This is a genomic window from Arthrobacter rhombi (assembly GCF_039526245.1).
Classification (GTDB): Bacteria; Actinomycetota; Actinomycetes; order Actinomycetales; family Micrococcaceae; genus Arthrobacter_H; species Arthrobacter_H rhombi.
In genome coordinates this window covers 226,335-250,337 of the sequence record NZ_BAAAIV010000011.1, presented here as the reverse complement: position 1 = coordinate 250,337, position 24,003 = coordinate 226,335, and the positions used below count along the sequence as shown (strand labels likewise).

At 67.8% G+C, this 24,003-nt stretch carries 25 protein-coding genes; 17 read left to right on the top strand and 8 right to left on the bottom strand.

Going from position 1 to position 24,003, the window contains the following annotated elements:
• Positions 1–96 precede the first annotated feature (96 nt).
• Entirely contained in the window at positions 97–1,236 is a 1,140-nt protein-coding gene (locus tag ABD088_RS10550; protein ID WP_343901892.1) for a PQQ-dependent sugar dehydrogenase, read from the bottom strand.
• Positions 1,237–1,412: 176 nt separating this feature from the next.
• Positions 1,413–2,000, bottom strand: a complete 588-nt coding sequence (locus ABD088_RS10545; protein WP_343901891.1) for a helix-turn-helix domain-containing protein — start codon at positions 1,998–2,000, stop codon at positions 1,413–1,415.
• Positions 2,001–2,047: 47 nt separating this feature from the next.
• Between ABD088_RS10545 and ABD088_RS10540 the strand changes: the two genes are divergently transcribed.
• Positions 2,048–2,914: a class I SAM-dependent methyltransferase gene (locus ABD088_RS10540; protein WP_343901890.1), complete on the top strand. Its 867-nt coding sequence runs from the start codon at positions 2,048–2,050 to the stop codon at positions 2,912–2,914.
• A gap of 32 nt (positions 2,915–2,946) precedes the next feature.
• On the opposite strand, the gene ABD088_RS10535 is transcribed toward ABD088_RS10540, so the two are convergent.
• The gene (locus ABD088_RS10535; protein ID WP_343901889.1) at positions 2,947–3,384 is read right to left on the bottom strand and encodes a cytidine deaminase; all 438 of its coding nucleotides are present in this window, start codon (positions 3,382–3,384) and stop codon (positions 2,947–2,949) included.
• Positions 3,385–3,410: 26 nt separating this feature from the next.
• On the bottom strand, positions 3,411–4,103 hold the full coding sequence (locus tag ABD088_RS10530; protein ID WP_343901888.1) for a histidine phosphatase family protein: 693 nt from the start codon (positions 4,101–4,103) through the stop codon (positions 3,411–3,413).
• A gap of 69 nt (positions 4,104–4,172) precedes the next feature.
• On the opposite strand from ABD088_RS10530, the gene ABD088_RS10525 reads away from it, so the two are divergent.
• A complete protein-coding gene (locus ABD088_RS10525; RefSeq protein WP_343901887.1) occupies positions 4,173–5,126 on the top strand; it encodes a hypothetical protein in 954 nt (317 codons plus the stop codon).
• Here ABD088_RS10525 and ABD088_RS10520 read toward each other — a convergent pair.
• Complete coding sequence (locus tag ABD088_RS10520; RefSeq protein ID WP_343901886.1) at positions 5,123–5,314, bottom strand: hypothetical protein; 192 nt, start codon at positions 5,312–5,314, stop codon at positions 5,123–5,125. The genes ABD088_RS10525 and ABD088_RS10520 overlap by 4 nt on opposite strands.
• A gap of 172 nt (positions 5,315–5,486) precedes the next feature.
• Here ABD088_RS10520 and ABD088_RS10515 point away from each other — a divergent pair, with 172 nt between their 5' ends.
• Positions 5,487–5,969 carry a glutathione peroxidase gene (locus tag ABD088_RS10515; RefSeq protein WP_343901885.1) on the top strand — a complete coding sequence of 161 codons (483 nt, stop codon included), beginning with the start codon at positions 5,487–5,489 and terminating at the stop codon, positions 5,967–5,969.
• 32 nt (positions 5,970–6,001) lie between these two features.
• Here the strand turns inward: ABD088_RS10515 and ABD088_RS10510 are convergent, their stop codons facing one another.
• Entirely contained in the window at positions 6,002–6,346 is a 345-nt protein-coding gene (locus tag ABD088_RS10510) for a DUF2316 family protein (protein ID WP_343901884.1), read from the bottom strand.
• A gap of 232 nt (positions 6,347–6,578) precedes the next feature.
• Between ABD088_RS10510 and ABD088_RS10505 the strand changes: the two genes are divergently transcribed.
• The 5 genes from ABD088_RS10505 to ABD088_RS10485 all read left to right on the top strand — a co-directional run bounded on the left by ABD088_RS10505 (position 6,579) and on the right by ABD088_RS10485 (position 11,616).
• Positions 6,579–7,286, top strand: coding sequence for a FadR/GntR family transcriptional regulator (locus ABD088_RS10505; protein ID WP_343901883.1), 708 nt, complete (start codon positions 6,579–6,581; stop codon positions 7,284–7,286).
• A complete protein-coding gene (locus ABD088_RS10500; RefSeq protein ID WP_343901882.1) occupies positions 7,283–8,245 on the top strand; it encodes an asparaginase in 963 nt (320 codons plus the stop codon). Before ABD088_RS10505 ends, ABD088_RS10500 begins: the two co-directional genes overlap by 4 nt.
• 61 nt (positions 8,246–8,306) lie before the next feature.
• On the top strand, positions 8,307–9,719 hold the full coding sequence (locus tag ABD088_RS10495; protein ID WP_343901881.1) for an aspartate ammonia-lyase: 1,413 nt from the start codon (positions 8,307–8,309) through the stop codon (positions 9,717–9,719).
• Positions 9,720–9,779: 60 nt separating this feature from the next.
• A complete protein-coding gene (locus ABD088_RS10490) occupies positions 9,780–11,291 on the top strand; it encodes an amino acid permease (RefSeq protein ID WP_343901880.1) in 1,512 nt (503 codons plus the stop codon).
• A 109-nt stretch (positions 11,292–11,400) separates the two neighbouring features.
• Entirely contained in the window at positions 11,401–11,616 is a 216-nt protein-coding gene (locus tag ABD088_RS10485; RefSeq protein ID WP_343901879.1) for a hypothetical protein, read from the top strand.
• Here ABD088_RS10485 and ABD088_RS10480 read toward each other — a convergent pair.
• The gene (locus ABD088_RS10480; protein WP_343901878.1) at positions 11,613–12,545 is read right to left on the bottom strand and encodes an EamA family transporter; all 933 of its coding nucleotides are present in this window, start codon (positions 12,543–12,545) and stop codon (positions 11,613–11,615) included. The two genes, ABD088_RS10485 and ABD088_RS10480, sit on opposite strands and share 4 nt — an antisense overlap.
• Before the next feature lie 84 nt (positions 12,546–12,629).
• On the opposite strand from ABD088_RS10480, the gene ABD088_RS10475 reads away from it, so the two are divergent.
• From ABD088_RS10475 to catA, 7 genes are all read left to right on the top strand, one after another.
• The gene (locus ABD088_RS10475; RefSeq protein ID WP_343901877.1) at positions 12,630–13,541 is read left to right on the top strand and encodes a LysR family transcriptional regulator; all 912 of its coding nucleotides are present in this window, start codon (positions 12,630–12,632) and stop codon (positions 13,539–13,541) included.
• Between the two features lie 171 nt (positions 13,542–13,712).
• Positions 13,713–15,206 (top strand): amino acid permease, encoded by a 1,494-nt coding sequence (locus tag ABD088_RS10470; RefSeq protein WP_343901876.1) that lies wholly within the window; start codon positions 13,713–13,715, stop codon positions 15,204–15,206.
• Positions 15,203–16,573, top strand: a complete 1,371-nt coding sequence (locus ABD088_RS10465) for an NtaA/DmoA family FMN-dependent monooxygenase (RefSeq protein ID WP_343901875.1) — start codon at positions 15,203–15,205, stop codon at positions 16,571–16,573. The genes ABD088_RS10470 and ABD088_RS10465 overlap by 4 nt, the downstream gene beginning before the upstream one ends.
• Before the next feature lie 200 nt (positions 16,574–16,773).
• A complete protein-coding gene (locus ABD088_RS10460; protein WP_343901874.1) occupies positions 16,774–17,667 on the top strand; it encodes a LysR substrate-binding domain-containing protein in 894 nt (297 codons plus the stop codon).
• The gene (locus tag ABD088_RS10455) at positions 17,664–18,764 is read left to right on the top strand and encodes an enolase C-terminal domain-like protein (protein ID WP_343901873.1); all 1,101 of its coding nucleotides are present in this window, start codon (positions 17,664–17,666) and stop codon (positions 18,762–18,764) included. The genes ABD088_RS10460 and ABD088_RS10455 overlap by 4 nt, the downstream gene beginning before the upstream one ends.
• A 58-nt stretch (positions 18,765–18,822) precedes the next feature.
• Complete coding sequence (catC, locus tag ABD088_RS10450; protein ID WP_343901872.1) at positions 18,823–19,101, top strand: muconolactone Delta-isomerase; 279 nt, start codon at positions 18,823–18,825, stop codon at positions 19,099–19,101.
• Positions 19,102–19,269: 168 nt separating this feature from the next.
• Entirely contained in the window at positions 19,270–20,130 is an 861-nt protein-coding gene (gene catA / locus ABD088_RS10445) for a catechol 1,2-dioxygenase (RefSeq protein ID WP_343901871.1), read from the top strand.
• A gap of 60 nt (positions 20,131–20,190) precedes the next feature.
• Here catA and ABD088_RS10440 read toward each other — a convergent pair whose 3' ends face one another.
• Positions 20,191–21,030, bottom strand: a complete 840-nt coding sequence (locus ABD088_RS10440; protein WP_343901870.1) for a Rossmann-fold NAD(P)-binding domain-containing protein — start codon at positions 21,028–21,030, stop codon at positions 20,191–20,193.
• A 206-nt stretch (positions 21,031–21,236) separates the two neighbouring features.
• Here ABD088_RS10440 and ABD088_RS10435 point away from each other — a divergent pair, with 206 nt between their 5' ends.
• Positions 21,237–22,268 carry a copper resistance D family protein gene (locus tag ABD088_RS10435; RefSeq protein ID WP_343901869.1) on the top strand — a complete coding sequence of 344 codons (1,032 nt, stop codon included), beginning with the start codon at positions 21,237–21,239 and terminating at the stop codon, positions 22,266–22,268.
• 910 nt (positions 22,269–23,178) lie between these two features.
• Entirely contained in the window at positions 23,179–23,955 is a 777-nt protein-coding gene (locus ABD088_RS10430) for a hypothetical protein (RefSeq protein ID WP_343901868.1), read from the top strand.
• Positions 23,956–24,003 lie beyond the last annotated feature (48 nt).

The window sequence follows — 24,003 nt, the reverse complement described above, 5'->3', positions numbered from 1 at the left end:
CCTGGTTCGTTGTCTTGATCTTGGGCCGTCCGCTCGTCCCTGTCCAGGGCCCGGAGACTGGCGACCTCCACGGCAGGGTCCGTCGCGAAGTCCCCCTTAGCCCCCGGCGGCCCGGCCAACGCTGAAGATCATGTCGTCCTCCGGCCCGGGGCTGCCGCGGCCGTCGGTGTTGTTCGTCAAAAACCACAGATCCCCAGTGGGGGCGATCGCCACATCGCGCAACCGTCCGTACTCCCCCACATAGTGTTCGGTCGAGGTGGAGGTGTCGGCGAGCGCGACCGTCCGCAGGGAGGCCCCGCGCAGGTTGGCCAGGAAGATCGTCCCGTCGGCCAGGACCATCCCGCTGGGGCTCGCCTCGCTGGGATCCCATTGCTGCACCGGGTCGGTGTAGCCGTCGCGGGAGGCGATGCCCTCGGCACGCGGCCACCCGTAGTTGGCACCGGCGGTGATGACGTTGAGTTCATCCCACGTGTTCTGCCCGAACTCCGAGGCGTACAGGGTCCCGTCGTCCGCCCAGGCCAGGCCCTGCGGGTTGCGGTGCCCCAGGCTGTAGACGTACGACCCGTCGAACGGGTTGTCGCCCGGGACCTTGCCGTCGGGGGTCATCCGCAGGATCTTGCCGGCCAGGTTGTCAGGGTCCTGGGCGTACGCCCCCTGCCCGCCGTCCCCCGTGGTCACGTAGAGCATGCCATCGGGCCCGAATTCCAGCCGCCCACCGTTGTGGTTGGCCCCCGCGGGGATTCCCTGCAGCAGGGTGGTGCCCTTCCCCAGCGACAGCGCGCCCGGCTTTCCGACCAGTTCGAAGCGCTGGACGCGGTTGCCGCCCTCCCCGGTCGAATAGGCATACAGGTGGCGCTTGCCCTGAAGCGCCAGGCCCAGCAGTCCACCTTCCCCGCCATGTACCACTCCGGGGACCACCCCGATTTCCCGGGTGTCGCCGTCGTCGGTGAGCTCGAGGATGCGTCCGCTGTCGCGCTCGCTGACCAGCGCCGTCCTCTCCCGGAACACGATCGACCACGGCGCCTCCAACCCGTCGACGACTACTGCGGGTTCCCCGCGCAACGGCTGATGGGTGGGGTCCTGCCCGGATTTCATGGACGACGACGGCGGGGCGCTGGCGGAGGCCGGTGCTGGCGTGGCGGGGGTGGCGCCCTGGTTTCCCGAGGCGCAGGCGGACAGCACGAGCGCTGCGATGGCTCCGAGGGCGAGTAGCCCGATTGGACGTGTGGGCTGCATCTATACACTCCCGACTGGCAGGTCCAGGGCCACGGCTGGCCCCGGCCATGGTGGGCGGGACCGCCACAGCCAGCCCCTCCGGCGGCGGCCCCTCCCACCAGTATGGGCCGGGAGCAGCCAAATTGCACCGTTAGTGGTCCCGAGATGACGAGGCCGCGAGCCGGGAGCCCGGGGGCTCAGTGCTGGTGTTCGTGCCCCTCATGCAGATGGGCTCGCTGGCCGTCACGGTCCAGGATGACCAGCAGCTCCACGGGGCCATCCGGCGCACTGATCACGTGCGGGATCATGGTGGAGAACTCGGCGGCCTCGCCCTCGCGGACCACCAGGAGCCGTTCGCCCAATTGCAGGTGCGCCGTGCCGGACAGGACGGTGAACCATTCACGCCCGGGATGCACCCCCTGACTGGCGGGCCCCGTGGGCCGCTCGGCAGTGATGCGCATCTTCGCCACGCCCATCCCGGGGGTGGCACCGTCACGGGAGAGCAGCCAGGTGGTCAGTCCCGGCGTATGTTCGGGTTCCGGGCGGATCACCACGTCGGAGTCGTCAGCGGATTCCACGAGCTGGTCCAGCGTGGTGTCCAGGCAGCGGGCAATGACCACCAGCTGGTCCACGGCGATCCGGCGTTGACCGGTTTCGATCCGGCTCAGGGTCGAGGGGCTCAGGTGGCAGCGGGCGGCGAGCGCGTCCAACGACCACCCCCGGGCCTGCCGCATCCCGCGGATCCGCAGACGGATGAGGGTATCCAGATCAAGTTCTTGCGTCATACGCAAAATGGTATGCGTATATGGCACACGCCGCCTAACCTTGAACCATGACAGAGCACGCAGCGGGACGCCACGACCATGCAGGACACCAGCACCACGCAGGGCACCACCACGACCACGGCGAGGACCTCGCCGGGCTGTTGGATCTGGATGCAGCGATCCTCAAGGACTACCTGATGACACTGACCGGCTGGGTGGCCGAGCACGCACCGCAGGTCACCGGAACCATCATCGATGTGGGAGCCGGCACGGGGACCGGGAGCCTCGCCCTGGCCCGCCGCTTCCCCGCGGCCATCCTCCACGCGGTGGACCAGTCGCCCACCATGATCGAGCGCATCGCGGACCGGGCCAGCGCCCACGACCTCTCCTCACGCATACTTCCTGTCCAGGCCAACCTGGATGAGGCGTGGCCCTCGCTGCCCGCCGCCGATCTGGTCTGGGCCGCCTCGTCGCTGCACGAATTCGCCGATCCCGACCGTGCCCTTCGCTCGATCCACGAGATGCTGGCGCCGGGCGGCCTGCTCGCCGTCGTCGAAATGGATGCCCTCCCCCGCTACCTGCCCGAAGACCTCGGGATCGGACGCCCCGGGCTGGAGGACCGCTGCCATGAGGTCATCGCCGCCCAGGGGTGGAACCACCACCCCGACTGGACGGAACCGCTGCGCAGCGCCGGGTTCGACGTCGTGGCCCAGCGCCAGTTCGACACCGCCCAGGACCCCGCACCGGAGGGCACCGGGGACTACGCGGCCGCCTACCTCTCGCGCATCCGCACGTTCCTCAAGGACCACCTCGACGCCGGGGACCTGTCCACGCTCGATCGACTCCTGGATCCGCAGGACGAGGCGGGGTTGAGGCACCGCACCGATCTGAAGCTCTCCGGGACCCGCACTGCCTGGTTGGCGCGCAAGGCGTAGCTGCCGCAATCGCCGGCGGGCTGGGAACCGCCCTACCCGGAGTGTTCCGCAGCGCTCGGCCATACCCCACCGGCGGTGAACTGCTGCGCCCAGTAGTGCGGATTCAGCTCGGCCAGACTCAGAGCCTCCCACCCCTCCGGGGCATCTCGATCGGGCACCAACGCCTGCACGTCGGGGCCCCACAGCGCCAACCGCTCCCGGCAGACCCCGCAGGGCGCGAGGACGACGATGTCCTCTCCAACCCGGGCAACGCAGGCCGTCGCCGTGACGGCCCGGTCCAGGGTGAAGGCCTGGCACAGGGCGCCCGTCTCGGCGCACAGATTAACCGCTGCATTGAAGTTGTCCAGACCGACGCTGGTCACGATGGAGCCGTCGTCCAGGGCCAGCGCTGCTGCGACGCCGTCACCCCCTGGCCAGCGGCGATCCAGTTGGGCGATGGCGGCTTCGATCAGCGGTGGTCCCGGATGCATGCAGCCAGTCTGCCATTGGACCAGGTTCAGAACCCGCGATCGGTGCGTTTCGGCGGGGCATCCTGGGTGGCTTCATCGACGGATTCGCCCGTCGGGCCGGCGTCTTCCGCGGAGGAAGCGACCGGCTCGCCAATCCAGGTGTCGGCATGCCAGCCCGATACCGGGTCGCCCTCGACGACGATGACTCCCGTGTTGGTCAACGGGTTGCGCATGACGAAGTCCACGTCCAGGTTCGCGCAGTGGTACCCGGACCAGGTCCGCAGCATGGCCCCGTGGCTGACGATGGCCGCGGACTCGACACCGCTGGAGAGGATCTCCTCGATGACCGCGTCGAACCGCCCCAGGACATCGGCGCCGGTTTCACCGCCGGGCATGCCGGCTCGCAGGTCTCCGGCGGCGAAGGCGCCAAACCCCATGAAGTAGGAGCGGACCGCATCCTCGTCGTTGCGCATTTCCAGCTCACCAGCGGAGATCTCCCGCAACCCATCACGCACGACGACGTCGAGCCCCCGGTGCGCGGCCACGGGAGCCGCGGTCTGCTGGGCCCGCTGCTGGGTCGACGCATAAATCGCTTCGAAGGGGTGCTCGTGAAGGGCATCAATGAGCCGCCGGGCCTGTTCGAGGCCCAGGTCGTTCAACGGTGCACCGGGAACCGTGGTGTCCAGGTAGCCCCCGACGTTCGACGCCGTCTGCCCATGCCGCACCAGATACAACCGCATCAAACGTCCCCTATCTCAAATGAAATACCGTGGAGGGCAACGCTACCCACAACCGAGGGATCCCACGAGTTGAGAGTACTGATCTACCTGTCCGCGCTGTTGGCCGGCCTCGCCTACACGGCAGGCCTCTCCACCTGGCTCATCGCAGGAAACACCGGCGCATCGTCCGAGGACCAACTCCTGGCGGCGTTGGCGCCGACCGCGCTGTGGTGTTCCGCGTGGCTGTTCGGTCTGGACCGATTCCTGGCCGGCGGGCCGATCGAGCCGGCCCGTTTCCGCGGGCTCACCTGGTGGAAGCGGGTGGGCCTGACCACCTGGATGCTGGGGTCGATGTTGTCGATCCTCTACCCCCTTGCTTTCGGCGGCCCGCTCCTTCCCTCCGTCGTCACGCTGGCTTCGGGGGTCGCCTTGCGATTCGCTGCCACGTCGGTGGGCAGGCGCCTGGCGGAAAACCGTGAAGCCGACACCGCATCCGCTTCCCTGCGACTCCCCACCGCTGAACATCTGATCGCCCTGGGCTCCTGCTGCCTCGCCATCGGGTCGTCCCTGATTTTCTGGTTTTCGCTGCTGCTCGACTATTCCACCCTCGATTGGAACTCCCGGCTGCTGTCGGGACTCCAACTGGCACTTTTCCTCACCAGCATGGCCACGATGCTCTACGGAACGTTCATCCGGGATCGGATCTTGCTCGATGCACGGGTGAACTCCGACCATGTTCGCGAGCTGCATCGTCGGGTCATGAAGCATGACGGTCGTGCGCCGGACGACGAGATGGGACGGCAGGGAGTCCGCTACGCCACGGCCCTGCCGTACTTGCTGCACTTCCCATTGCAGTTCCTCCCCCTGCTGTTCTTGTCGCAGGTGGCCCAGAAAGTCGAGACGGGAGCAGTCGTCGGATCATCCTTCGGCTCGCAGCTCCTCGGAGTCGTCTTCGCCATCGTCGTCATCATGCTCACCGCGTACTACATCCGGCAGGTGGGAGCCGGACGGCGCTACGCGCTGGAACAGTCGATAGTGCCCTAGTCCCCGGTGGCGCTCCGATGCCGCTTGGCCCACCGGATGGCCACCGGCGGACCGATGACTGCAGCGAATACGGCCACCAGAATGGTCACCGTGGCCGGGTTCAGGTGCACAGCCAGGCCGACCACCAGTACGATCACGGCCAGGGCCAGAACCAATCCGGACGCTTCCAGGCTCTCTTTGCGGGTCATGATCCGATCCTTGCAAGAGGTCGCGATGTTGTCCAGCACTTCGTGACGCGCGCCCGGGTCATCCTCGGTACTCCGTCCGCCCCCGTGATCGGCGGCCCGACATTGACACCACAACGGCTTCCCGCGGCACCCGTGTCGGGAATGGCGAGCGCACACCGCTCGTTGCCTGTACATGGACCTTCGAAGCATTCCCATCGCCACGATGGATGGAACGACCACGACGCTCGCCCAGCACGCCGACCAGGTCGTCCTGGTCGTCAACGTCGCCTCACGGTGCGGCCTGGCCCCGCAATACACCAAACTCGAGGCCCTGCAACGCACCTACGGCGACCGCGGCTTCACGGTGCTGGCGTTCCCCAGCAACCAGTTCCTGCAGGAACTGGGGAGCAACGAGGCAGTCCAGGAATTCTGCTCGATGACCTACGGGGTGACATTTCCGGTGTTCGACCGGGTGCGCGTCAACGGCCGACGCGAGCATCCCCTGTACACGGAACTGAAGAAGACGCCGGACGCCGCGGGCAAAGCCGGTCGGGTGACGTGGAATTTCGAGAAGTTCCTCATCCTGCCCTCCGACGAGACGCTGCGCTTCCGCCCCAGGACCGAACCGGACGACCCGGCCATCGTCGGTGCAATCGAGGCGCACCTCCCCGCCTGACCGGACCGGGCAGCGGGTAGCCACGGCGGGGATCAGTCGACGTCGGCGCTCTCCGTGGCCGCTGCGCCTGCCGCACTGCCTGGCTGCGGCGCATCACGCAGGATGTACCACTTGTAGGCCTCGGTCCGGGCCTCCTCGGTCAGCACGGTGAACTCGACAGGTTCGGCATCGGCCTGGCGCACCGCCAGCTCGAGGTAGTCACGCAACACCCACACGTCGACCGGATCCACCATGTCGCGCAGTTCCAGCGAGGCGTCGAGTTCGTTGTCACTGAATTCGAGATCCTCGCAGACCTGCTCGCGGGAGAGCCCCGAGCGCTCGAAGTTGGCGGCAAGCTGCTCGCTGGTGGCCTGGCGTTCGGCTGGTTTCAACGTCATGGTGGCTCCTTCGCTGGTGGCGTCCGGTGCATCGCGCAGGGCCAAGCCCGCGGTCGGCCCGGATGCCGCTGGTGTCCGTCCCCTTGCACCCTACGCCAGAGTGCGATGCGGCACGACCGCAGGAGCCGGACCGGTGAATCCACCCGGTAAAACCGCCACGTTCTCCCCCGGCCCGGCCGACCCACCGGCCACATCTTGACCACGTCCTGTGAGCCGTGCCATAGTACTCACCATGAACCTGTCAGACAGCTGGACAGCAGGACAGCAGCCGATCGAACGCACCAGTGCGTCCGAGGCGGTCTTCCGCTCCCTGCGTGCGGCCATCGAATCCGGCGACCTGGTGGTCGGCACCAAACTCAGTTCCGAGGCAACCCTCGGCGCCCAGTTCGGCGTCAGCCGCTCCGTGGTGCGTGAGGCCTTGCGCTCGTGCGCCGCCCTGGGCCTGACCCGCACGGAGACGGGCCGCGGCACGTTCGTCATCGCCGCCGAACCACGGCAGGATCTGGTGCTCGGCAGCTTCTCCTCCACCGACCTGCTCGAGGCCCGCCCCCACATCGAGGCCCCCGCCGCCCGGCTCGCTGCCCTGCGCCGCACCGCCGAGGACCTCGCACGTCTGAAGACGCTGATGGAGGCCATGCACACCGAAGACGACGCCGGCGCCTGGGTGGAGCTCGACGCCACCTTCCACCTCGCCATCGCCGCAGCCAGCGGCAACGGCGTCTTCATCAAGGTCGTCGGGGACATCCGCGATGCCATGGCCCGCCAGTCCGAGACCCTGAACCTGATCGCCGGACGCCGCGAGCCCTCCAACCGCGAGCACGAAAAAATCGTCGCAGCCATCGAGGCCCGTGACCCCCACGCTGCAGAAGACGCCATGCAGGAACATCTCGGGGCCGTCCGCGGCGCCGTGGACCACCTCGTCAGGAACGGATACCAGTGAACCTCCCCTCCCACGCACCGTTGGCCGCACAGACCCGCGGGGAAGCCGTCGAATCGATCCACTACGGGTCACTCGTCGCCACCGGCCCCGACGGCTCGGTGATCGACGCGATCGGCGACGCCCAGGCCGGCTTCTACCCCCGCTCGGCGCTGAAACCGCTCTTCGCCGTCGGCATGCTCCGCGCCGGGCTGGAGCTGACCAGCGAACAGCTCGCCCTGGCCTCCGCCAGCCACAACGGCTCGGAAAGGCACCAGCAGGTGGCACTCTCGACGTTGGCCGCCGCCGGACTCGACGAGTCCGCCCTGGCGAACAGCACCGACCTGCCCTACGGCCCAGCAGAACGCGAGGCGTGGCTGCAGGCCGGCAACGGCCCCACCCAGCTGGCCCAGAACTGCTCCGGCAAACACGCGGCCCTGGCCGCCCTGTGCGTGCAGCGCGGCTGGCCGGTCGAGGGCTACCTCGACGCGTCCCACCCGGTGAACGAACTGCTGCGCACCACTGTCGAGGAATTGACCGGAGAACCGGTCGGCGCCACCAGCACCGATGGCTGCGGCACCCCGGTCTACACGATCGGCCTGCCCGGAATGGCCCGCGCCTTCGGCCGCCTGGCCTCGACTGCCGACGGCACCGCCGAGCGCCGGGTCGCCGACGCCATGCGCTCCCACCCCGAGCTGGTCGCCGGCGAGGGCCGGGACGTCACCGCCGTCATGCGTGCGGTGCCGGGGCTCGTCGCCAAGGACGGGTTCGAGGGCATCCAGGTCATCGGACTCGCCGATGGCACCGGCCTGGCGCTGAAGGTCTCCGACGGCGGCGACCGGGCCCGGATGCCCATTGCCGCAGCGGCACTGACCCGGCTGGTCCAGGACCACGCAGTGGCCACCGCACTGCAGCCGTTGCTCTCGGTCCCCGCGCTCGGAGGTGGGCATCGCGTCGGCGAGCTCACCGCCGTCGTGCACTAGAAAACCCCGGCCCCACCACCGACACCACACCGCACCACCCATCACAGGAGATCACCCCGTCATGCCCACCACCAGCCTGGCTGCCACCCGCCTCGAGCACGATCTGATCGGCGACCGCGAGGTCCCTGCCGACGCCTACTGGGGCGTGCACACGCTGCGCGCCTCGGAGAACTTCCACATCACGGGCCAGCCGCTGGCGACCAACCCGCACCTGATCCGCGCCCTGGCGCTGGTGAAGCAGGCGGCGGCACGCGCCAACCGCGAGCTCGGCCTGCTCGATGCCAGCCGCGCCGACGCCATCGAGGCCGCCTGCACCGAGATCGCCGAAGGGGCACTGCACGATCAGTTCATCGTCGATGTCGTCCAGGGCGGGGCCGGGACCAGCACCAACATGAACGCCAACGAGGTCATCGCCAACCGGGCACTGGAGATCCTGGGCCATGCGCGGGGGGAATACCAGTACCTGCACCCCAACGACCACGTGAACCTCTCGCAGTCCACCAACGACGTGTACCCGACCGCGGTGAACGTCGCGACGTCCTTCACCGCAGTGCCGCTGCTGGCGGCGATCGAGGAGCTCGAGGCGGCCTTCGCTGCCAAGGCGCTGGAATTCCGCACCGTGGTGAAGATGGGCCGCACCCAGCTCCAGGACGCCGTGCCGATGACGCTGGGCCAGGAGTTCGGCACCTATGCGGTGACGATCCGCGAGGACCGCGACCGGCTGGCCGAGTCCCTGGAGCTGGTGCACGAGATCAACCTCGGCGCCACCGCGATCGGCACCTCGCTCAACGCCCCGGCCGGCTACACCGAGGCCGCCTGCCGCCACCTGGTCGAGCTGACCGGTCTGCCGCTGACCACCTCGCCGGACCTCATCGAGGCCACCCAGGACGTGGGCGCCTTCGTGCACCTCTCCGGGGTGCTCAAGCGCGTCGCCGTGAAGCTCTCGAAGATCTGCAACGACCTGCGCCTGCTCTCCTCCGGACCACGCGTGGGGTTCAACGAGATCAACCTGCCCGCCGTACAGGCCGGATCATCGATCATGCCCGGCAAGGTCAACCCGGTGATCCCCGAGGTCGTGAACCAGGTGGCCTACCAGGTCATCGGGCACGACGTGACGATCTCGATGGCCGCCGAGGGCGGGCAGCTGCAGCTGAACGCCTTCGAACCGGTGATCGTGCACTCGCTGACTCTCTCGATGCGCCACCTCGAGGCTGCCTGCCAGACGTTGGCCCGCAACTGCGTGAGCGGAATCACCGCAAATGTCGAGTTATTGCGCAGGAATGTGGAAAACTCGATCGGGTTGGTCACCGCCCTGACGCCGCAACTCGGCTACGCCACCTCGACCGCCATTGCCCTGGAGGCACTGCATTCGGGCCGCGGGATCGCCGAGCTGGTGATCGAGCAGAACCTGCTCAGCCGCGCCGAACTCGATGACTTGCTGCGCCCCGAGCGCCTGGCCAACCTCTCCGACTGAGTCGGCGCACCACCCCTAGCCCACCTCGCACCGCTCCTTCACCCGATCAAAGGACACCGCATGACCGCCACTCCCCAGCCGCCGGGCAAGCCGGCACAGCAGCACGCCTCCGGGCAGGCCCTGACCGTCGGCGACGGCGACTACAAAAAGAGCCTGAAGAACCGCCAAATCCAGATGATCGCCATCGGTGGCGCCATCGGCACCGGGCTGTTCATGGGGGCCGGCGGCCGCCTGGCCGACGCCGGACCGGGACTGGTCATCGCGTTCGCGGTCTGCGGGTTCTTCGCGTTCCTGATCCTGCGTGCGTTGGGTGAACTGGTGCTGCACCGCCCGACCTCGGGCTCGTTCGTCTCCTACGCCCGGGAGTTCTTCGGGGAAAAGGCAGCGTTCGTGACCGGCTGGATGTACTGGCTGAACTGGTCGATGACCGCGATCGTGGACATCACCGCTGCAGCCCTGTACATGCACTTCTTCGCCAAGTACGTCCCCTGGATGGGGGCCGTACCGCAGTGGACCTGGGCGCTGGCCGCCCTGCTGCTGGTCCTGGGCGCCAACCTGGTCTCGGTGAAGGTCTTCGGCGAGCTGGAGTTCTGGTTCGCGCTGATCAAGGTCGTGGCCCTGGTGGGCTTCCTGGTGGTCGGCATCTACTTCGTCGTCTTCCAGACCCCGGTCGATGGGCAGCCGGTCGGCTTCTCGCTGATCGCCGATCATGGCGGGCTCCTCCCCAACGGGCTGCTGCCGGTGTTGGTGGTCATGCAGGGCGTCGTCTTCTCCTACGCCTCGATCGAATTGCTCGGCACCGCCGCCGGGGAAACCGAGAACCCCGAAAAGATCATGCCCAAGGCGATCAACACCGTCATCGTGCGCATTGTGGTGTTCTACATCGGTTCGCTGCTGCTGCTGTCCATGCTGCTGCCGTTCACCTCCTACAAGGAGGGTGAGAGCCCGTTCGTCACGTTCTTCGGTTCCATTGGCGTCTCGGGAATGGACGCGATCATGAACCTGGTGGTCCTCACCGCGGCATTGTCCTCGCTGAACGCCGGACTGTATTCCACCGGCCGGATCATGCGCACCATGGCGCTGGCCGGATCCGCCCCCAGGTACGCGTCGCGGATGAACCGCAACGGCGTGCCCTACGGCGGCATCATGCTGACCGCGGTGATCGCCGTCCTCGGCGTGATCCTCAATGCGATCGTTCCGTCGCAGGCCTTCGAGATCGTGCTGAACATCGCCTCGCTGGGCATCATCTCCTGCTGGGCGATGATCATCCTCTGCCAGCTGGCCTTCCACCGGCTGGCCCAGCGCGGGGAAGCGGTGCGCCCGGCGTTCCGCATGGTCTTCGCCCCCTGGAGCGGGTACCTGACCCTGGCGTTCCTGCTCTTCGTGGTGGTCCTCATGGCGTTCGACTCTCCCGTGGGCACCTGGACCGTGGCGTCGATCGTGGTCATCGTCCCGGCGATGATGGCCGGGTGGTATGCCTGCCGTGGCCGGGTCCGCCAGATCGCCGCCCAGGCGGAGGCCGGGCTGCTACCCGGTGGGCGGGACCCCCGGGAGTCCGCTGACATCCACTGACCCACCGGTCAACACCCCGCGGTCAACACCCCGAGCTCCTCGAAAACGACGGCGTCGCGCACCGCGCGGCGCCGTTGGCACGTTCGGGACGGGCCACTAGGATGCCACCATGACCGGCGAACCGTACGACCTGCGCTACGACGGCGAGCACTTCCTGCTCTCCACCGAGGACCATCGGCGGTTGGCCAAGATCTACGCGTCCGGGCTGTCCATCAGCAGCGTCCTGTTCACTTTCACTCCGGTCGGCAGTGCCCGGGAAGTGACGCTGGCCGTGGGCGGTGGCGCACGGTTGATCCTGACCCGTGACACGCCCGCCATGGATTAGGAGTCCTCGGGGGCCGTCCCCGGAGGGGTGAGCGCGGGGGTCGCCGGGCTGGTGGCCTCCACGGAGACCGGAATCCGCCGCTGTCCGGTGCGCGTGGCGCCGATCCCGGCCAGGACGACCAGGACGATGCCCACCACCGCTGCTGGGCGCGGGATCTGGTGAAGGATGGTCAGACCGATGACGACGGCGATGGCCGGTTCCAGGCACATCAGGGTCCCGAAGGCAGCGGTGGTCAGCTTGCGCAGGGCCAGCATCTCGAGGCTGAAGGGGATGACCGGAAGCAACAGGGCCAGGCCGAAGCCGACCAGCAGGATCTGCCAGTCGAGGTGCTGGAGGATCGAGGGGCCGACCACGCAGGTGGCGACGATGGCCGCCACCGGCATGGAGATGCCCAGGGCGCTGATCCCGGACGCTGTGTCCCCGGCCTTCTGGGTGAAGAGCACATAGCCGGCCCAACAGGCAGCGGCGCCCAGCGCGAAGAGGATGCCCACCGGGTCGGTCGCCCCCACCCAGGGCTCGGTCAGTCCCAGCACGCCTGCGGCTGCCACCAGGGCCCACCAGCGGGCGGCGCCCCGACCCTGGATGATCGCGATGGAGAGCGGACCGAGGAATTCGAGTGCGCTGGCGGTGCCCAACGGGATGCGTTCGACGGCAAGCATGAACAGCACGGTCACCCCACCGGTCGCCACGCCCAGCAGGACGCTGGCGCCCAAGGCGGCACGGCTGAACCTGACCCGCCACGGCCGCCCGATCACGACCAGGATGACGGCGGCCCACGCCAGCCGCAGCCACGCGACGCCTTCTGGCCCCAGGGTGCCGATGAGTCCGACGGAGACGGCCAACCCCAGTTGCACGCACGTCATGGAGGCCAACGCCATGAGCGAGCCGGTGCCGGCAGGGCTCAGCGCCGCGCGAGGTGGGGAGGTCATGGGACCATTCCATCCGACGTCGTCCATCCATGTCCACGTGACAATCCTCAACAAACCATTCGGGATTGCTGCACAATGGTTTCCATGGAGACCCGACGCCTGCAATACCTCTATGAACTCTCCCGAAGGGGCTCGATGCGCGGGGTCGCGGATCTGCTGGGCACCACGACTTCGACGGTCTCCCAACAGATCGCCTTGCTCGCCCGGGACACCGGGGCCCGCTTGCTGGAGCCCGACGGCCGCGGGGTCAGGCTCACTCCCGCGGGCCGACGGTTGGCCGAGCACGCCGAATCGATCCTCGCCGCTGTCGATGCGGCCCGACTGGACCTGGACCCGACGGCCGAACCATCGGGGACGCTGCGCATCTCCGGTTTCGCCACTGCCATCCGCACCACGTTGATGCCGGTCATCGCCGAGTTCGCCGAACGCCACCCCAAGGTCGGGATCCAGGTGCTCGAACACGAACCGGCCGAGGCGCTGCGGCAGCTGGCCGTCGACGAGATCGACCTGGCCCTGACCTACGACTACAGCCTGGCCCCCGATGAAGTCGGCCCGGGCATCGAGACGCTGCCGCTGTGGAGCAATCCGTGGGGTTTGGGGGTTCCCAATGCGGACGCCACCGGGCTGCTCCCCGGCCGAAACGGCCCCGGTGGCGATCCGCGGGCCGCCGAGGTCTTCGGGGCCTTCCGCAACCACGACTGGATCGGCAATTCCCGGAACATTGCCGACGAGACAGTGCTGCGCATGATCTCGTCCATGGCTGGATTCGAGCCGGCACTGCGCCACCAGTCCGACAGCCTGGACCTGGTCGAGGACCTGATCCTCGCCGGGCTCGGGGTTGGCCTGTTGCCCGCGAACCGGCCACCCCGCGCGGGCATCACCATCCTGGCGCTCCACGACCCCGAGGTGAGGCTGCGTGCCTTCGCCCGGACCCGCCGCGGACGCAGCGCATGGCCGGCCCTGGCACTGGTCCTCGAACGCCTGCGGGCTGGCTAACACTGGGCACCGTGCCGGTTCAACGGGCACGTAGCCGTGGGTCACGAAAAGTCATCTCCCAGGCTGCGCGATTCACACAGCGCAACCCGGAGCCACAATGCGTCGGCACCTCGGCACGCTGCTTAATGTGGGACGTCGCCTGTCCTGCCCAGCCCCACCGGAGTCTCCTTCATGCCGCCCGCCAGCACCACTTCCGCCGCCTCACGGCGCCCGACGTCACCGCCCGGAGACGCACCGGTGCGCCCGAGCGTCCACCATCCCGCCACCGACAGTGGGCTCCGCCGGGCCATGGGTCCGCGCCACCTGATCATGATCGCCATGGGCGGGGTGATCGGCTCGGGCCTCTTCCTCAGTTCGGGATACACCATCGAGCAGGCCGGACCACTCGGAGCCGTGATCGCGTACCTGATCGGCGCGTTCGTGGTCTACCTCGTCATGGCCTGCCTGGGTGAACTGGCCCTGGCCTACCCGGTGGCCGGGGCCTTCCATATCTACGCAGCACGCTCGATCGGCCCGGCGACCGGGTTCACCACTGCCTGGCTCTACTGGTTGTGCTGGGCCGTCGCCCTGGGATCCGAGTTCACCGCCAGCGGGCTGCTCATGCAGCGGTGGTTTCCCGGGGTCGATGTCTGGATCTGGTGCCTGGTCTTCGCCTGCCTGGTCTTTGGGGTCAACGCTTTCTCGGCCCGCCTGTTCGGGGAGGCGGAGTTCTGGTTGTCGCTGGTCAAGGTCGGCACCATCGTCGCGCTGATCGTCATCGGTGGTGCCGCCCTGCTGGGGTTCCGTCCGCTGGCCGCACCCCAGGGGCCGCCGGTGTTGCTCCAGAATTTCGTCACGCCGGACGGATTGTTCCCCCACGGGTTCACGGGCGTGCTGATCACGACCCTGGCCGTCTTCTATGCCTTTTCCGGCTCCGAGCTCATCGGTGTTGCGGCCGGTGAAACAGCGGATCCGCAGCGTTCCATCCCCCGGGCCCTGCGGGCGACCGTCTTCCGGTTGCTGGTCTTCTTCGTCGGCGCCATCGCCGTCATTGCTGCCACCATCCCCTACGGTGACGCCGGCCTGCAGGAGAGTCCCTTCGTCGCCGTTTTCAACGGTCTCGGCATCCCCCATGCCGCCGACGTCATGAACTTCGTGATCATCACCGCCCTGCTCTCTGCCGGCAACAGCGGCCTGTTCGCCTGCGCCCGCATGCTGTTCTCGCTGGCCGACGAGGGGTTGGCACCGCGGGCCTTCGGCAGGCTTACCGGCCGGGGCATTCCACTCACCGCCCTGGGTGTGAGCATGCTCGGCGGTGCGGCCTCGCTGCTCTCCAGCGTGGTGGCGGCAGAATCGGTGTACCTGGTCCTGGTATCCATCGCCGGCTTTGCCGTGGTGGGCGTGTGGATGTCCATCTCCGCCTCGCACTTCTTCCACCGCAGGGCCTTCGTGCGGCGCGGCGGGGACGTGGGGGCCCTGGTGTACAAGGCACCGCTGTACCCGGTGGTGCCGCTACTCGCCTTGGGCCTCTGCCTGGTCTCCGTCATCGGGCTCGCCGCCGACCCCCAGCAGGTGGCGGCCCTCTACTTCGGCATCCCGTTTGTGGCCGCCTGCTATCTCTACTACTTCATCCGCCATGGCCGCACGACTCCGGCCTCCCCGAACGAAAGTGACACCTCCCGATGAGCGACTCCCCCTCCCCTTTGCTGTTTTCCCTCTACGAGCAGGCCTCCGTGGGCTGCGGCGGCGCCCCCAGCCTCTGGACCCATCCCCTCGATGACCGCCTGACGGTGAACTCGCTGGATCGCTGGCGCAACGTGGCGATCACCGCCGAACAGGCGAATCTCGATGCCCTCTTCTTCGCCGATGTCCTGGGGCTCTACGACGTGTACGGCGGGGCCGTCGACGCGGCACTGGGATGGGCGGTGGAGGCCCCGGCCAACGACCCGTTCATGTACGTCCCGGCGCTGGCGGCCCTGACCGAACGGCTGGCCTTCGTGATCACCGCTTCGACCACCTACGAGCACCCCTTCTCGCTGGCCCGCCGGTTCGGCACGCTGGACCACCTGTCCGGCGGACGCATCGGGTGGAACATCGTCACCTCCTACCTCTCCAGTGCTGCCCGGAACTTTGGCCTGGACGAGATGCTCAAACATGCGGATCGATATGCCCGGGGCGATGAGTTCATGGAGGTCGTCTACAAGCTCCTGGAGGGCAGCTGGGCCGGCGATGCAGTCATCGGCAGCAAGGAGTACACGATCTATGCCCGCCCCGGCGCGGTGCATCCCATCCACCATGAGGGCGAGCACTTCCGCGTGGATGGCCCCTCGCTCACGTCGCCCTCACCGCAGCGCACGCCCACCCTCTTCCAGGCCGGCTGGTCGCCACGCGGCCGGGAGTTCGCCGCCCAGCATGCCGAGGTGATCCTCCTACCCAAGAAGGACCCGCAGGAGATCGCCGCCGGACTGGCGGACATCAACCAGCGGGCCCTGGACCGCGGCCGCCCGGCCGGAGAGGTCCGCTCGATGGCGCTGGCACGCATCATCACGGCGCCCACCGCCAGCCAGGCCCAGGCGAAGTACGAGGACCTGCAGCGCAATTACCACCTCGAGGCGCAACTGGTCAGCTACGCCGGGGACACCGGCATCGATCTGGACAAATATGCCGACAACGAACCGCTGACGACCTCGACGAACGGTCTCAGTTCCTACGTGGTCACGGGCGGACCACAGGACCAACCGCTCACTGCCGGTGACGTCCGCCGCAAGTTCTCCCAGGTCACCCGTGGCACCGATCTGCTGTTCATCGGCACCCCCGACGATGTGGCCAACCAGATCCAGGAACACTCCGCGGCTTCGGGCCTGGACGGCTACATGATCAACCCGTTGATCAGCCCCGGCACGCTCGACGACTTCGCCGAACTCGTGGTCCCCCAACTGGTCAAGCGCGGGCTCTACGACCCCGAACCGAAGACCGGGACACTGCGCTCGCGGCTGCGTCGCGACGGTGCTGACCTGCTGCCCCCCACCTCCCACGGGGCGTCCTTCCGCTGACCCTGCGTCACACCGGCGCCCCGGCCACCCGGGGAACGGGAGCTCCGCGGCCATCGCCGCGGAGCTCCTGCCTTTTTCGGATTAGGACGCGTAGGCTCTCAATAGGCGTCTAATAGGTATTTCCCCCTCCGAGCGGCCCGGCCTAGAGTTCTCACGAGACGCCACCGCGGCAACCGCGCGGACCGGATCATCGGAGCCCCATGGAAACCAGACACCTGCGCTACTTCGTCGCCGTCGCCGAAGAACGCCACTTCGGCCGCGCCGCGGCGCGCCTGCACATGGCCCAACCGCCACTGTCCCAGCAGATCAAGCAGCTCGAGGAACAGCTGGGCACCCCCCTGCTGACCCGGACCACCCGGCGGGTTGACCTGACCCCTGCCGGAGAGATGTTCCTGGGCCGGGCACGCAACCTGCTCGCCGAACTGGAACAGCTGGCCCAGGACGTGCGGACCGTCGGGGACGGAGCCAGCGGCGTGCTGCGCGTCGGCTTCACCGGCACGGCGACCTACCGGTTGATGCCCGGCATCGTCGAGGCCGCCCGCCGGGACATGCCCGGCCTGCAACTGAATGTCCAGGGCGAAATGCTGACCCCCGAGATGGAGGAGGCCCTCGTCGAGGGCCGCCTCGACGTCGCCGTATTGCGCCCCCCGGTGCGCTCCACCGCCGTCGAGTTGAGGTTCCTGGAACACGACCGGCTCAGCGTCGCCCTGCCCGAGAAGCACCGGTTGGCTGCACGCGAGGAGCTGGCGCTCTCCGACCTCGCCGACGAACCCTTCGTCGGCTACCCGGCCAGCTCCGCAGTGAACCTCATCGTGCAGGAGTCCTGCCGCCGTGCCGGATTCATTCCCCGCGTGGTCCAGGTGGCCCGCGAGACCTCGACCCTGCTCACCTTCGTCGACGCCGGACTCGGCGTCGCGCTCATGCCCACTGCCGCACGCCTGCCCTCCAGCCAGCGGGTGGTGTTCCGCCCCCTGCGCGACGCACCCACCGTCGACCTGGCCCTGGGCTGGAAGGCCGGCAACGACGCCCCCCTGGTGCACAACTTCCTGAAGTTGTGCGCCCCCTGGGCCCACCCGGAAGGAAACACCCAGTGAAGATCGAACGCATCGAAGCGATCCCCTACGCCATTCCGTACAACCACCCCCTGCGCTTCGCTTCCGGGGAGGTCACGACGGCCGACCACGTATTGATCCGTGTGCACACCGATGAGGGCCTGGTCGGCACCGCCGACGCACCGCCGCGGCCGTACACCTATGGCGAGACCCAGCAATCCATCCGCACCATCACCGAGGACGTCTTCGCCCCGCAGCTGATCGGACTGGACCCGTTCGACCGCGAGCGCGTCCACGAGGTGCTGCGCCGCACGATCCACAACCAGGTCGCCAAGGGGGCGCTGGACATCGCCCTGTGGGACCTCATCGGCCAGGCCACGGCCACCCCGGTGCACAAGCTGCTGGGCGGCTACACCGAGTCGATGCGCGTGTCCCACATGCTCGGCTTCAAGCCCGCCCAGGAGCTGCTCGACGAGGCGCTGCGTTTTGGCCAGGAGTACGGGATCACCACGTTCAAGCTCAAGGTCGGCCGGCGCCCGCTGGGCCTAGACATCGAGGCCTGCCACGTCCTGCGCGAGGGGCTCGGCGACGACGTCGAGCTCTACCTCGATGCCAACCGCGGCTGGAGCGCCAACGAGGCGATGCAGGTGCTGCGGCGCACCGAGGGCCTGGGCCTGACGATGCTCGAGGAACCGTGCGACGCCAAGGAGGCGATGTCCCGGCGCAGGCTCGTGGAGAAGTCCCCGATCCCGATCGTCGGCGACGAGTCGGTGCCTACCGCCGGCGATGTCTCCCGCGAGCTGCTCTCCGGCGGTTCCAACGCGATCTGCATCAAGACCGCGCGCAGCGGTTTCACCGAGGCCACCGAGATCCTGGGGTTGTGCACCGGGCTCGGCGTGGACGTGACGATGGGCAACCAGATCGACACCCAGGTCGGCTCGCTGGCCACCGTCACCTTCGGCGCCGCCCACGAGGCCTCCAGCCGCCGGGCCGGGGAACTCTCCAACTTCCTGGACATGTCGGATGACCTGCTGGCCGAGCCGCTGGCCATCACCGACGGGCGCATCCGCGTCCGCGAGGTTCCCGGCGTTGGCGCAGCCATCGACGAGGACAAGCTCGCCCGCTACCGTCAGGACTAAGCGCGGCACCCGGCACCCCGCCGTCGTACACCCCACCACCCCACCGACAGGAGTCACCATGATGTTCCTCGCCCGCATGGACGTGCGCTTTCCCGATCACCTGACCGCCGAGCAGACCGCCGATTTCCAGGTCCGCGAGAAGGCCTATTCGGCCGGCCTGCAGGAGTCGGGCAAGATGGCCGGGATCTGGCGGATCGTGGGCGAATACGCGAACCATTCGCTCTTTGACGTCGAGTCCAACGACGAGTTGCACGAGATCCTCAGCGGCTTCCCGATGTACGCCTACATGACCATCAAGGTCACCCCGCTGGCGAAGCACCCCAACTCGATCCGCTAGCCGCCCGGAAAGATTGATATGCCCAGCGTCCGAATACTGACGAAATGGGTATTTCCCTTGGCACAATGTGAGGGTCTAGATTGATCCTCAACAGCAGAAACATGACGCCGATCACACCCCGCGAGGCCATCGCCCGGAAACGACGTCACGAATGACGAAGGAGTCACCATGACCGCCGAAACCACAGCCGAAGCCAGCGCCGCCAAGTCCGGCAATGCCGCCACCGACCGCTTCCGCGAGTCCGGCAAGATCGGCACCGCCGACGTGTCCGTCGAGCGCGTCAACACGCTGGCCAGCAAGCTCGTGAAGGCAGCGAACGACATCGTCCTGGAAGAGCGCGTCAGCTACGACGAGTTCAACGCCCTGAAGGCCTGGCTGATCAAGGTCGGCGAGGACGGCGAATGGCCGCTGTTCCTGGACGTGTGGCTGGAGCACTCGGTGGAAGACGTGGCCACCGATCACCGCGAGGGCAACAAGGGTTCCATCGAGGGCCCGTACTACATCCCCGACGCGCCGAGCCAGGACTCCCCCGCCACGATCTCCATGCGCGAGGACGAGCACGGGACCCCGCTGCTCTTCCAGGGCCAGGTCCGCGGCACCGACGGATCGGCACTGCCGAACGCCAAGGTGGAGCTGTGGCACGCGGACTCCGACGGCTTCTACTCGCAGTTCGCCCCGGGCCTGCCCGAGTGGAACCTGCGCGGCACGTTCATCGCCGATGCCGAGGGCCACTTCCAGATCAACACGATGCAGCCCGCGCCCTACCAGATCCCGACGGACGGCGCCTGCGGCCAGCTGATCGCCGCCGCCGGCTGGCACGCCTGGCGCCCGGCCCACCTGCACCTGAAGGTCTCCGCCCCCGGCCACGAGCTGCTGACCGCCCAGCTGTACTTCCCGGGCGATCCGCACAACGACGACGACATCGCCACCGCGGTGAAGCCGGAACTGGTGCTGGACCCGAAGCCAGCAGCCTCGGGCACCGGCGTCCAGGTCGACTACGACTTCGTGCTGGATCCGACGCAGAAGTAGCACCGCCCCACCACCGGCACCAGTACAGGGTCGACCCGTCCGGGTCGGCCCTGAGCTGCGTCAAGGGTGGCGGATGCCGTGGCCCGCGAGGACCGCGGCGTAGCCTTGCCGGTACGTCGGATAGGTGAAGGTGAATCCGGTGGAGCGCAGCAGGTCACCGCGCAGCCGCTTGCCGGTGGCCCGTGCGCTGGCGGCGGGGCCCGGCTGGCCGTCGACACCAAGCTGCTCGGCGAGGTAGGCGAAGACCTCGACGTTGGGGGCCGGCGCCTCGTCGACACCGAGGTAGACCGGTGCGGGATCGGAAACTGCGCTGGCCAGGTGCACGATGGCCGCGGCGGCATCATCGCGGTGGATCCTGTTGGTGTAGCGGACCGGACCGTCGCCGGTGGTTCCCTTGCGGACCTTCTCGATCAGCCAGGTGCGCCCGGGACCATAGATCCCCGATAGGCGCAGCACGATCCCCTGCGATGCGCGGGCCGCCAGCAACTGCTCCGTGGCATAGGTGATCTCCGCGGTTTCCGTGGGCGGCTCGACCGCAGTGGACTCATCGACCCAGGCTCCATCGGTTTCGGCGTTGACTGCCGTGGAGGAGACCAGCAGGATGCGGCGCGGAATGATGCCTTCGCGTTCCAGGGCGTCGAGCACGTGGGACAGCCCCTCCAGGTAGACCCGGCGGTAGGCCTCGACGCTGCGCTCCCCCGCCGCCGGCGCGAAGACCACGATGTCGGTGTCGGCGGGAATCGCCGGCAGCTCACCCGCCAGGTCGGCTGACACCCCCTCGATGGCGTCAGGCAGCAGCCCTGGCGAGCGCCTCCAGCCGACGACCCGGTGCCCGGCAGCGGCAAACCGCAGCCCCGCCTCGGTACCCAGGTCTCCGCACCCGGCGATCAATACCGTCATGGTGGATCCCTCCTCGTCCTGTCCCCACGCGCGGGGAGCCCCGACGCCTTTTCGTGTGCGACCAGAGTACCGGCTGTCCCCGTCACCAGGCCCATCGGCAAGTGGTTCCCACCCGTGCGGGGGTGACACCCCATCCGGACATGACCCCGGCTCCGAACATCAGGTGAAGGACTTCCCCCACTGCCGTCGAGCAAGGACCACACACCATGACCAGCATCTCGCCGCCCCGGGGATCCCTTCGGCGCTCGCTGGGCCTCGGCGGGGTCATCGCGCTGACGGCCGTGGTCCTCGCCGGCGCGTTGGCGGTCGCCGGCACCGCAGCACCCCGCGTCCTGGGCGACCCCGGCGCCCTGGTCCGCTGGGGGCTGCCCGCCGCGCTGGCCGTCCATCATGTGGCCCTCTCGGTGGTCCTGGGTTCGCTGGCCTTCACCTGGGGCGTCCTCCCGTCCACCTTCAAGCATCCACGGATGGCAGACCGCCTCGTGTCCGCGGGGCGGTGGGCAGCCATCGCGTGGGCGGCTTCGGCCTCGGCCGTCTTGGCCTTCACGTTCGCCGATACCCTCGGGCAACCGCTCTCCGTCCACCGCGGTGTCGTCACGGAATTCGAAACCTATGTCTGGGGCACGGAACCGGGACGGGCCCGTGCCGTGGTGCTGGCCGTGGCACTCGTGGTACTGGTCCTGCTCGTGGTTCGCCCGGGCGGCGACGCGCACCTGGCGGCGTTCGCCCTCGCCGCCACGGCGGTCATGCCGCTGTCCATGGACGGCCATGCCCTCTCGACCCACGTCCCCTGGGCCTCCACTGCGTTGGCCTTGCACGTGCTGGGCGTCGCGGTCTGGGTCGGTGGGGTGATCGTGCTGGGCCTGCTGGCGGATCTGCTCCGCCCTGGACAGAGCACGGCTGGGGAATCGCTCGGGACCTTCACACGCTTTTCCCTGCTCGCCGGAATCGCCTATGCTGCCGTGTTCGCCTCGGGTGTGGCCACCGCGGTGCTCCGCATTGGATCGCTGGATGCGCTCCTCACCCCCTACGGGATCCTCGTCCTCGTGAAGACCGGCGCCATGATCGGGCTCGGAGTGATCGGGTATCTGCACCGTCGCTGGATGGTCGCCGCCGTACGTTCCGGAAAGATGCCGACCGCACCTGTTTGGCGGTTGATCGGCCTGGAGATCCTGATCATGACCTCGACCATGGCCGTCGCCGCCGTGCTGAGTCGCACCGTACCGCCCGGCGCCTGACCAGCAGCCTTTGAGGCCGCCCGCCGCGCCACCTTCTGCGAGCCACTTCCGAGCGGTGGCGGCATCGCGGCCAGGCAAATAAAGGACCCGTACCATCTGACAGCCGAGGTTTCGGCCCGATTCGCAACGTCGCGCACTCCTCTGGCGCTCTGGCACTGACGTTCATCAGTTGGTGCGGCACAACCTGGAGATCACATCTTGCTACCATTTCGCGCTACAGAATCAAAAATAGTGCACACCCTCAACACGTAATGTAAAACTGGACTTGCTGCAGTCGGCAAGGCGTGCAGCACCGCAGAGGGGGATGTTGTGCTCCATCGAAGGCTTTCGGGCATTGGACGGTCGAGGTCAACAAGCATGAGCCGGCCTCGGAAGCATCAACCCACTCCAGGCAATCCCCAGCAAGACGAACTGACCTCCCTCGCCCTGAGGCTCTCTCATGGCGATGTCCAGGCCATGGGCGAGTTCTACGATCTCACATGCCATGTCACGTATGGATTGGCGCGGGGGCTTCTCGGTCGCAAAGAGGGCACTGAGGCGCTGCTCTGCGACGCATATGTGGATGCGTGGCTCACCATACGACAAACCCTGCCGGCGCCTGGATCGGAAATGCGCTGGGTCCTTGCCCTGGTCCTGAGGCGGTATCGCCTCACGGGCACTCCCGGATTGGGCGAATAGCCGCACAAATTCCCGCCGGTCGCCGACACCTGGCCAAGGCAGCCTCGCACACCGCACGCGCCACGCCCTGGAACCCGCCTGCATATGACGATGTGGTTCATCAAAAAAATACTTGCCACATATCCAATCCGCGGTGCCCCATGGCTCCGAACGTGAGGTGCAACACAGTTCTGATTCACGAACTCACGTGCCGCCCAACAGGGACGACACCACCGAGGAAGGTAAGAATCCGATGAGAAAGCTACACATGTTGGCCGTTCCGGTCATGGCGTTGGGGATGGTCGCTGCCACTGCGGCAGGGGCTTCAGCGCATGAGGGAACGCACTCCTACCAGACCGAACTCAAGGCACTCAATGGAAGCGGCGGAACCGGGACGGTGATGCTCAGCATCAAGGGCGATCAGGCCACCGTGTCCGAGAAGGTCAGCGGCCTGGCGGAGACGTTCATGGACGCCCCCTACCCGCACGTCCAGCACGTCCATATCACCACGGGCGGGCAGGGCGTCTGCCCGACCATGAAGGCAGACAAGAACGGTGACGGGGTCATCAGCACCACCGAGGGAATGCCGTCCTACGGCATGATCGGGACCACGCTCTCTAGCAAGGGGGACACGAGCGACAAGGCAGCCTTGGACCTGAAGGTTGCCGGAATGGGTGGCAGCTTCACCTACGAACGCACGTTCACGATGAACGCGAAGACCATCCAGGCCATCGAGGCCGGCAACGGCACCGTCGTCGTCCACGGGCTGGACCCGGCCACGCTCAACAAGAAGGCTGCCAACGCCAAGTCGGACCTGGATCCGAAGCTGCCGCTGGCGGCTACTTCGCCCGCGCTGTGCGGGACGTTGGTCGCCGGTCAGATGGACATGCCGGTCGGCAACCCCGAAACCGGTGGTGGCAGCACCGCCGGGATGGATAACGGCATGATCGCCCTGGGTGGCGGTCTGGTCCTGCTCGCTGCCGGAGCCGGCGTCTACATGGTCCGCCGCCGCCAGGTCGGCCAGGACTAGCCACACCACCGCCAACACCAGGAAGGAAACGAACCGATGAGACATGTC

Coding starts and splice junctions, on each gene's coding strand:
- ABD088_RS10550 (WP_343901892.1), bottom strand. CDS start 1,236: ATGCAGCCCACACGTCCAATCGGGCTACTCGCCCTCGGAGCCATCGCA.
- ABD088_RS10545 (WP_343901891.1), bottom strand. CDS start 2,000: ATGACGCAAGAACTTGATCTGGATACCCTCATCCGTCTGCGGATCCGC.
- ABD088_RS10540 (WP_343901890.1), top strand. CDS start 2,048: ATGACAGAGCACGCAGCGGGACGCCACGACCATGCAGGACACCAGCAC.
- ABD088_RS10535 (WP_343901889.1), bottom strand. CDS start 3,384: ATGCATCCGGGACCACCGCTGATCGAAGCCGCCATCGCCCAACTGGAT.
- ABD088_RS10530 (WP_343901888.1), bottom strand. CDS start 4,103: ATGCGGTTGTATCTGGTGCGGCATGGGCAGACGGCGTCGAACGTCGGG.
- ABD088_RS10520 (WP_343901886.1), bottom strand. CDS start 5,314: ATGACCCGCAAAGAGAGCCTGGAAGCGTCCGGATTGGTTCTGGCCCTG.
- ABD088_RS10515 (WP_343901885.1), top strand. CDS start 5,487: ATGGACCTTCGAAGCATTCCCATCGCCACGATGGATGGAACGACCACG.
- ABD088_RS10510 (WP_343901884.1), bottom strand. CDS start 6,346: ATGACGTTGAAACCAGCCGAACGCCAGGCCACCAGCGAGCAGCTTGCC.
- ABD088_RS10505 (WP_343901883.1), top strand. CDS start 6,579: ATGAACCTGTCAGACAGCTGGACAGCAGGACAGCAGCCGATCGAACGC.
- ABD088_RS10495 (WP_343901881.1), top strand. CDS start 8,307: ATGCCCACCACCAGCCTGGCTGCCACCCGCCTCGAGCACGATCTGATC.
- ABD088_RS10490 (WP_343901880.1), top strand. CDS start 9,780: ATGACCGCCACTCCCCAGCCGCCGGGCAAGCCGGCACAGCAGCACGCC.
- ABD088_RS10485 (WP_343901879.1), top strand. CDS start 11,401: ATGACCGGCGAACCGTACGACCTGCGCTACGACGGCGAGCACTTCCTG.
- ABD088_RS10480 (WP_343901878.1), bottom strand. CDS start 12,545: ATGACCTCCCCACCTCGCGCGGCGCTGAGCCCTGCCGGCACCGGCTCG.
- ABD088_RS10475 (WP_343901877.1), top strand. CDS start 12,630: ATGGAGACCCGACGCCTGCAATACCTCTATGAACTCTCCCGAAGGGGC.
- ABD088_RS10470 (WP_343901876.1), top strand. CDS start 13,713: ATGCCGCCCGCCAGCACCACTTCCGCCGCCTCACGGCGCCCGACGTCA.
- ABD088_RS10465 (WP_343901875.1), top strand. CDS start 15,203: ATGAGCGACTCCCCCTCCCCTTTGCTGTTTTCCCTCTACGAGCAGGCC.
- ABD088_RS10460 (WP_343901874.1), top strand. CDS start 16,774: ATGGAAACCAGACACCTGCGCTACTTCGTCGCCGTCGCCGAAGAACGC.
- catC (WP_343901872.1), top strand. CDS start 18,823: ATGATGTTCCTCGCCCGCATGGACGTGCGCTTTCCCGATCACCTGACC.
- catA (WP_343901871.1), top strand. CDS start 19,270: ATGACCGCCGAAACCACAGCCGAAGCCAGCGCCGCCAAGTCCGGCAAT.
- ABD088_RS10440 (WP_343901870.1), bottom strand. CDS start 21,030: ATGACGGTATTGATCGCCGGGTGCGGAGACCTGGGTACCGAGGCGGGG.
- ABD088_RS10435 (WP_343901869.1), top strand. CDS start 21,237: ATGACCAGCATCTCGCCGCCCCGGGGATCCCTTCGGCGCTCGCTGGGC.
- ABD088_RS10430 (WP_343901868.1), top strand. CDS start 23,179: ATGAGAAAGCTACACATGTTGGCCGTTCCGGTCATGGCGTTGGGGATG.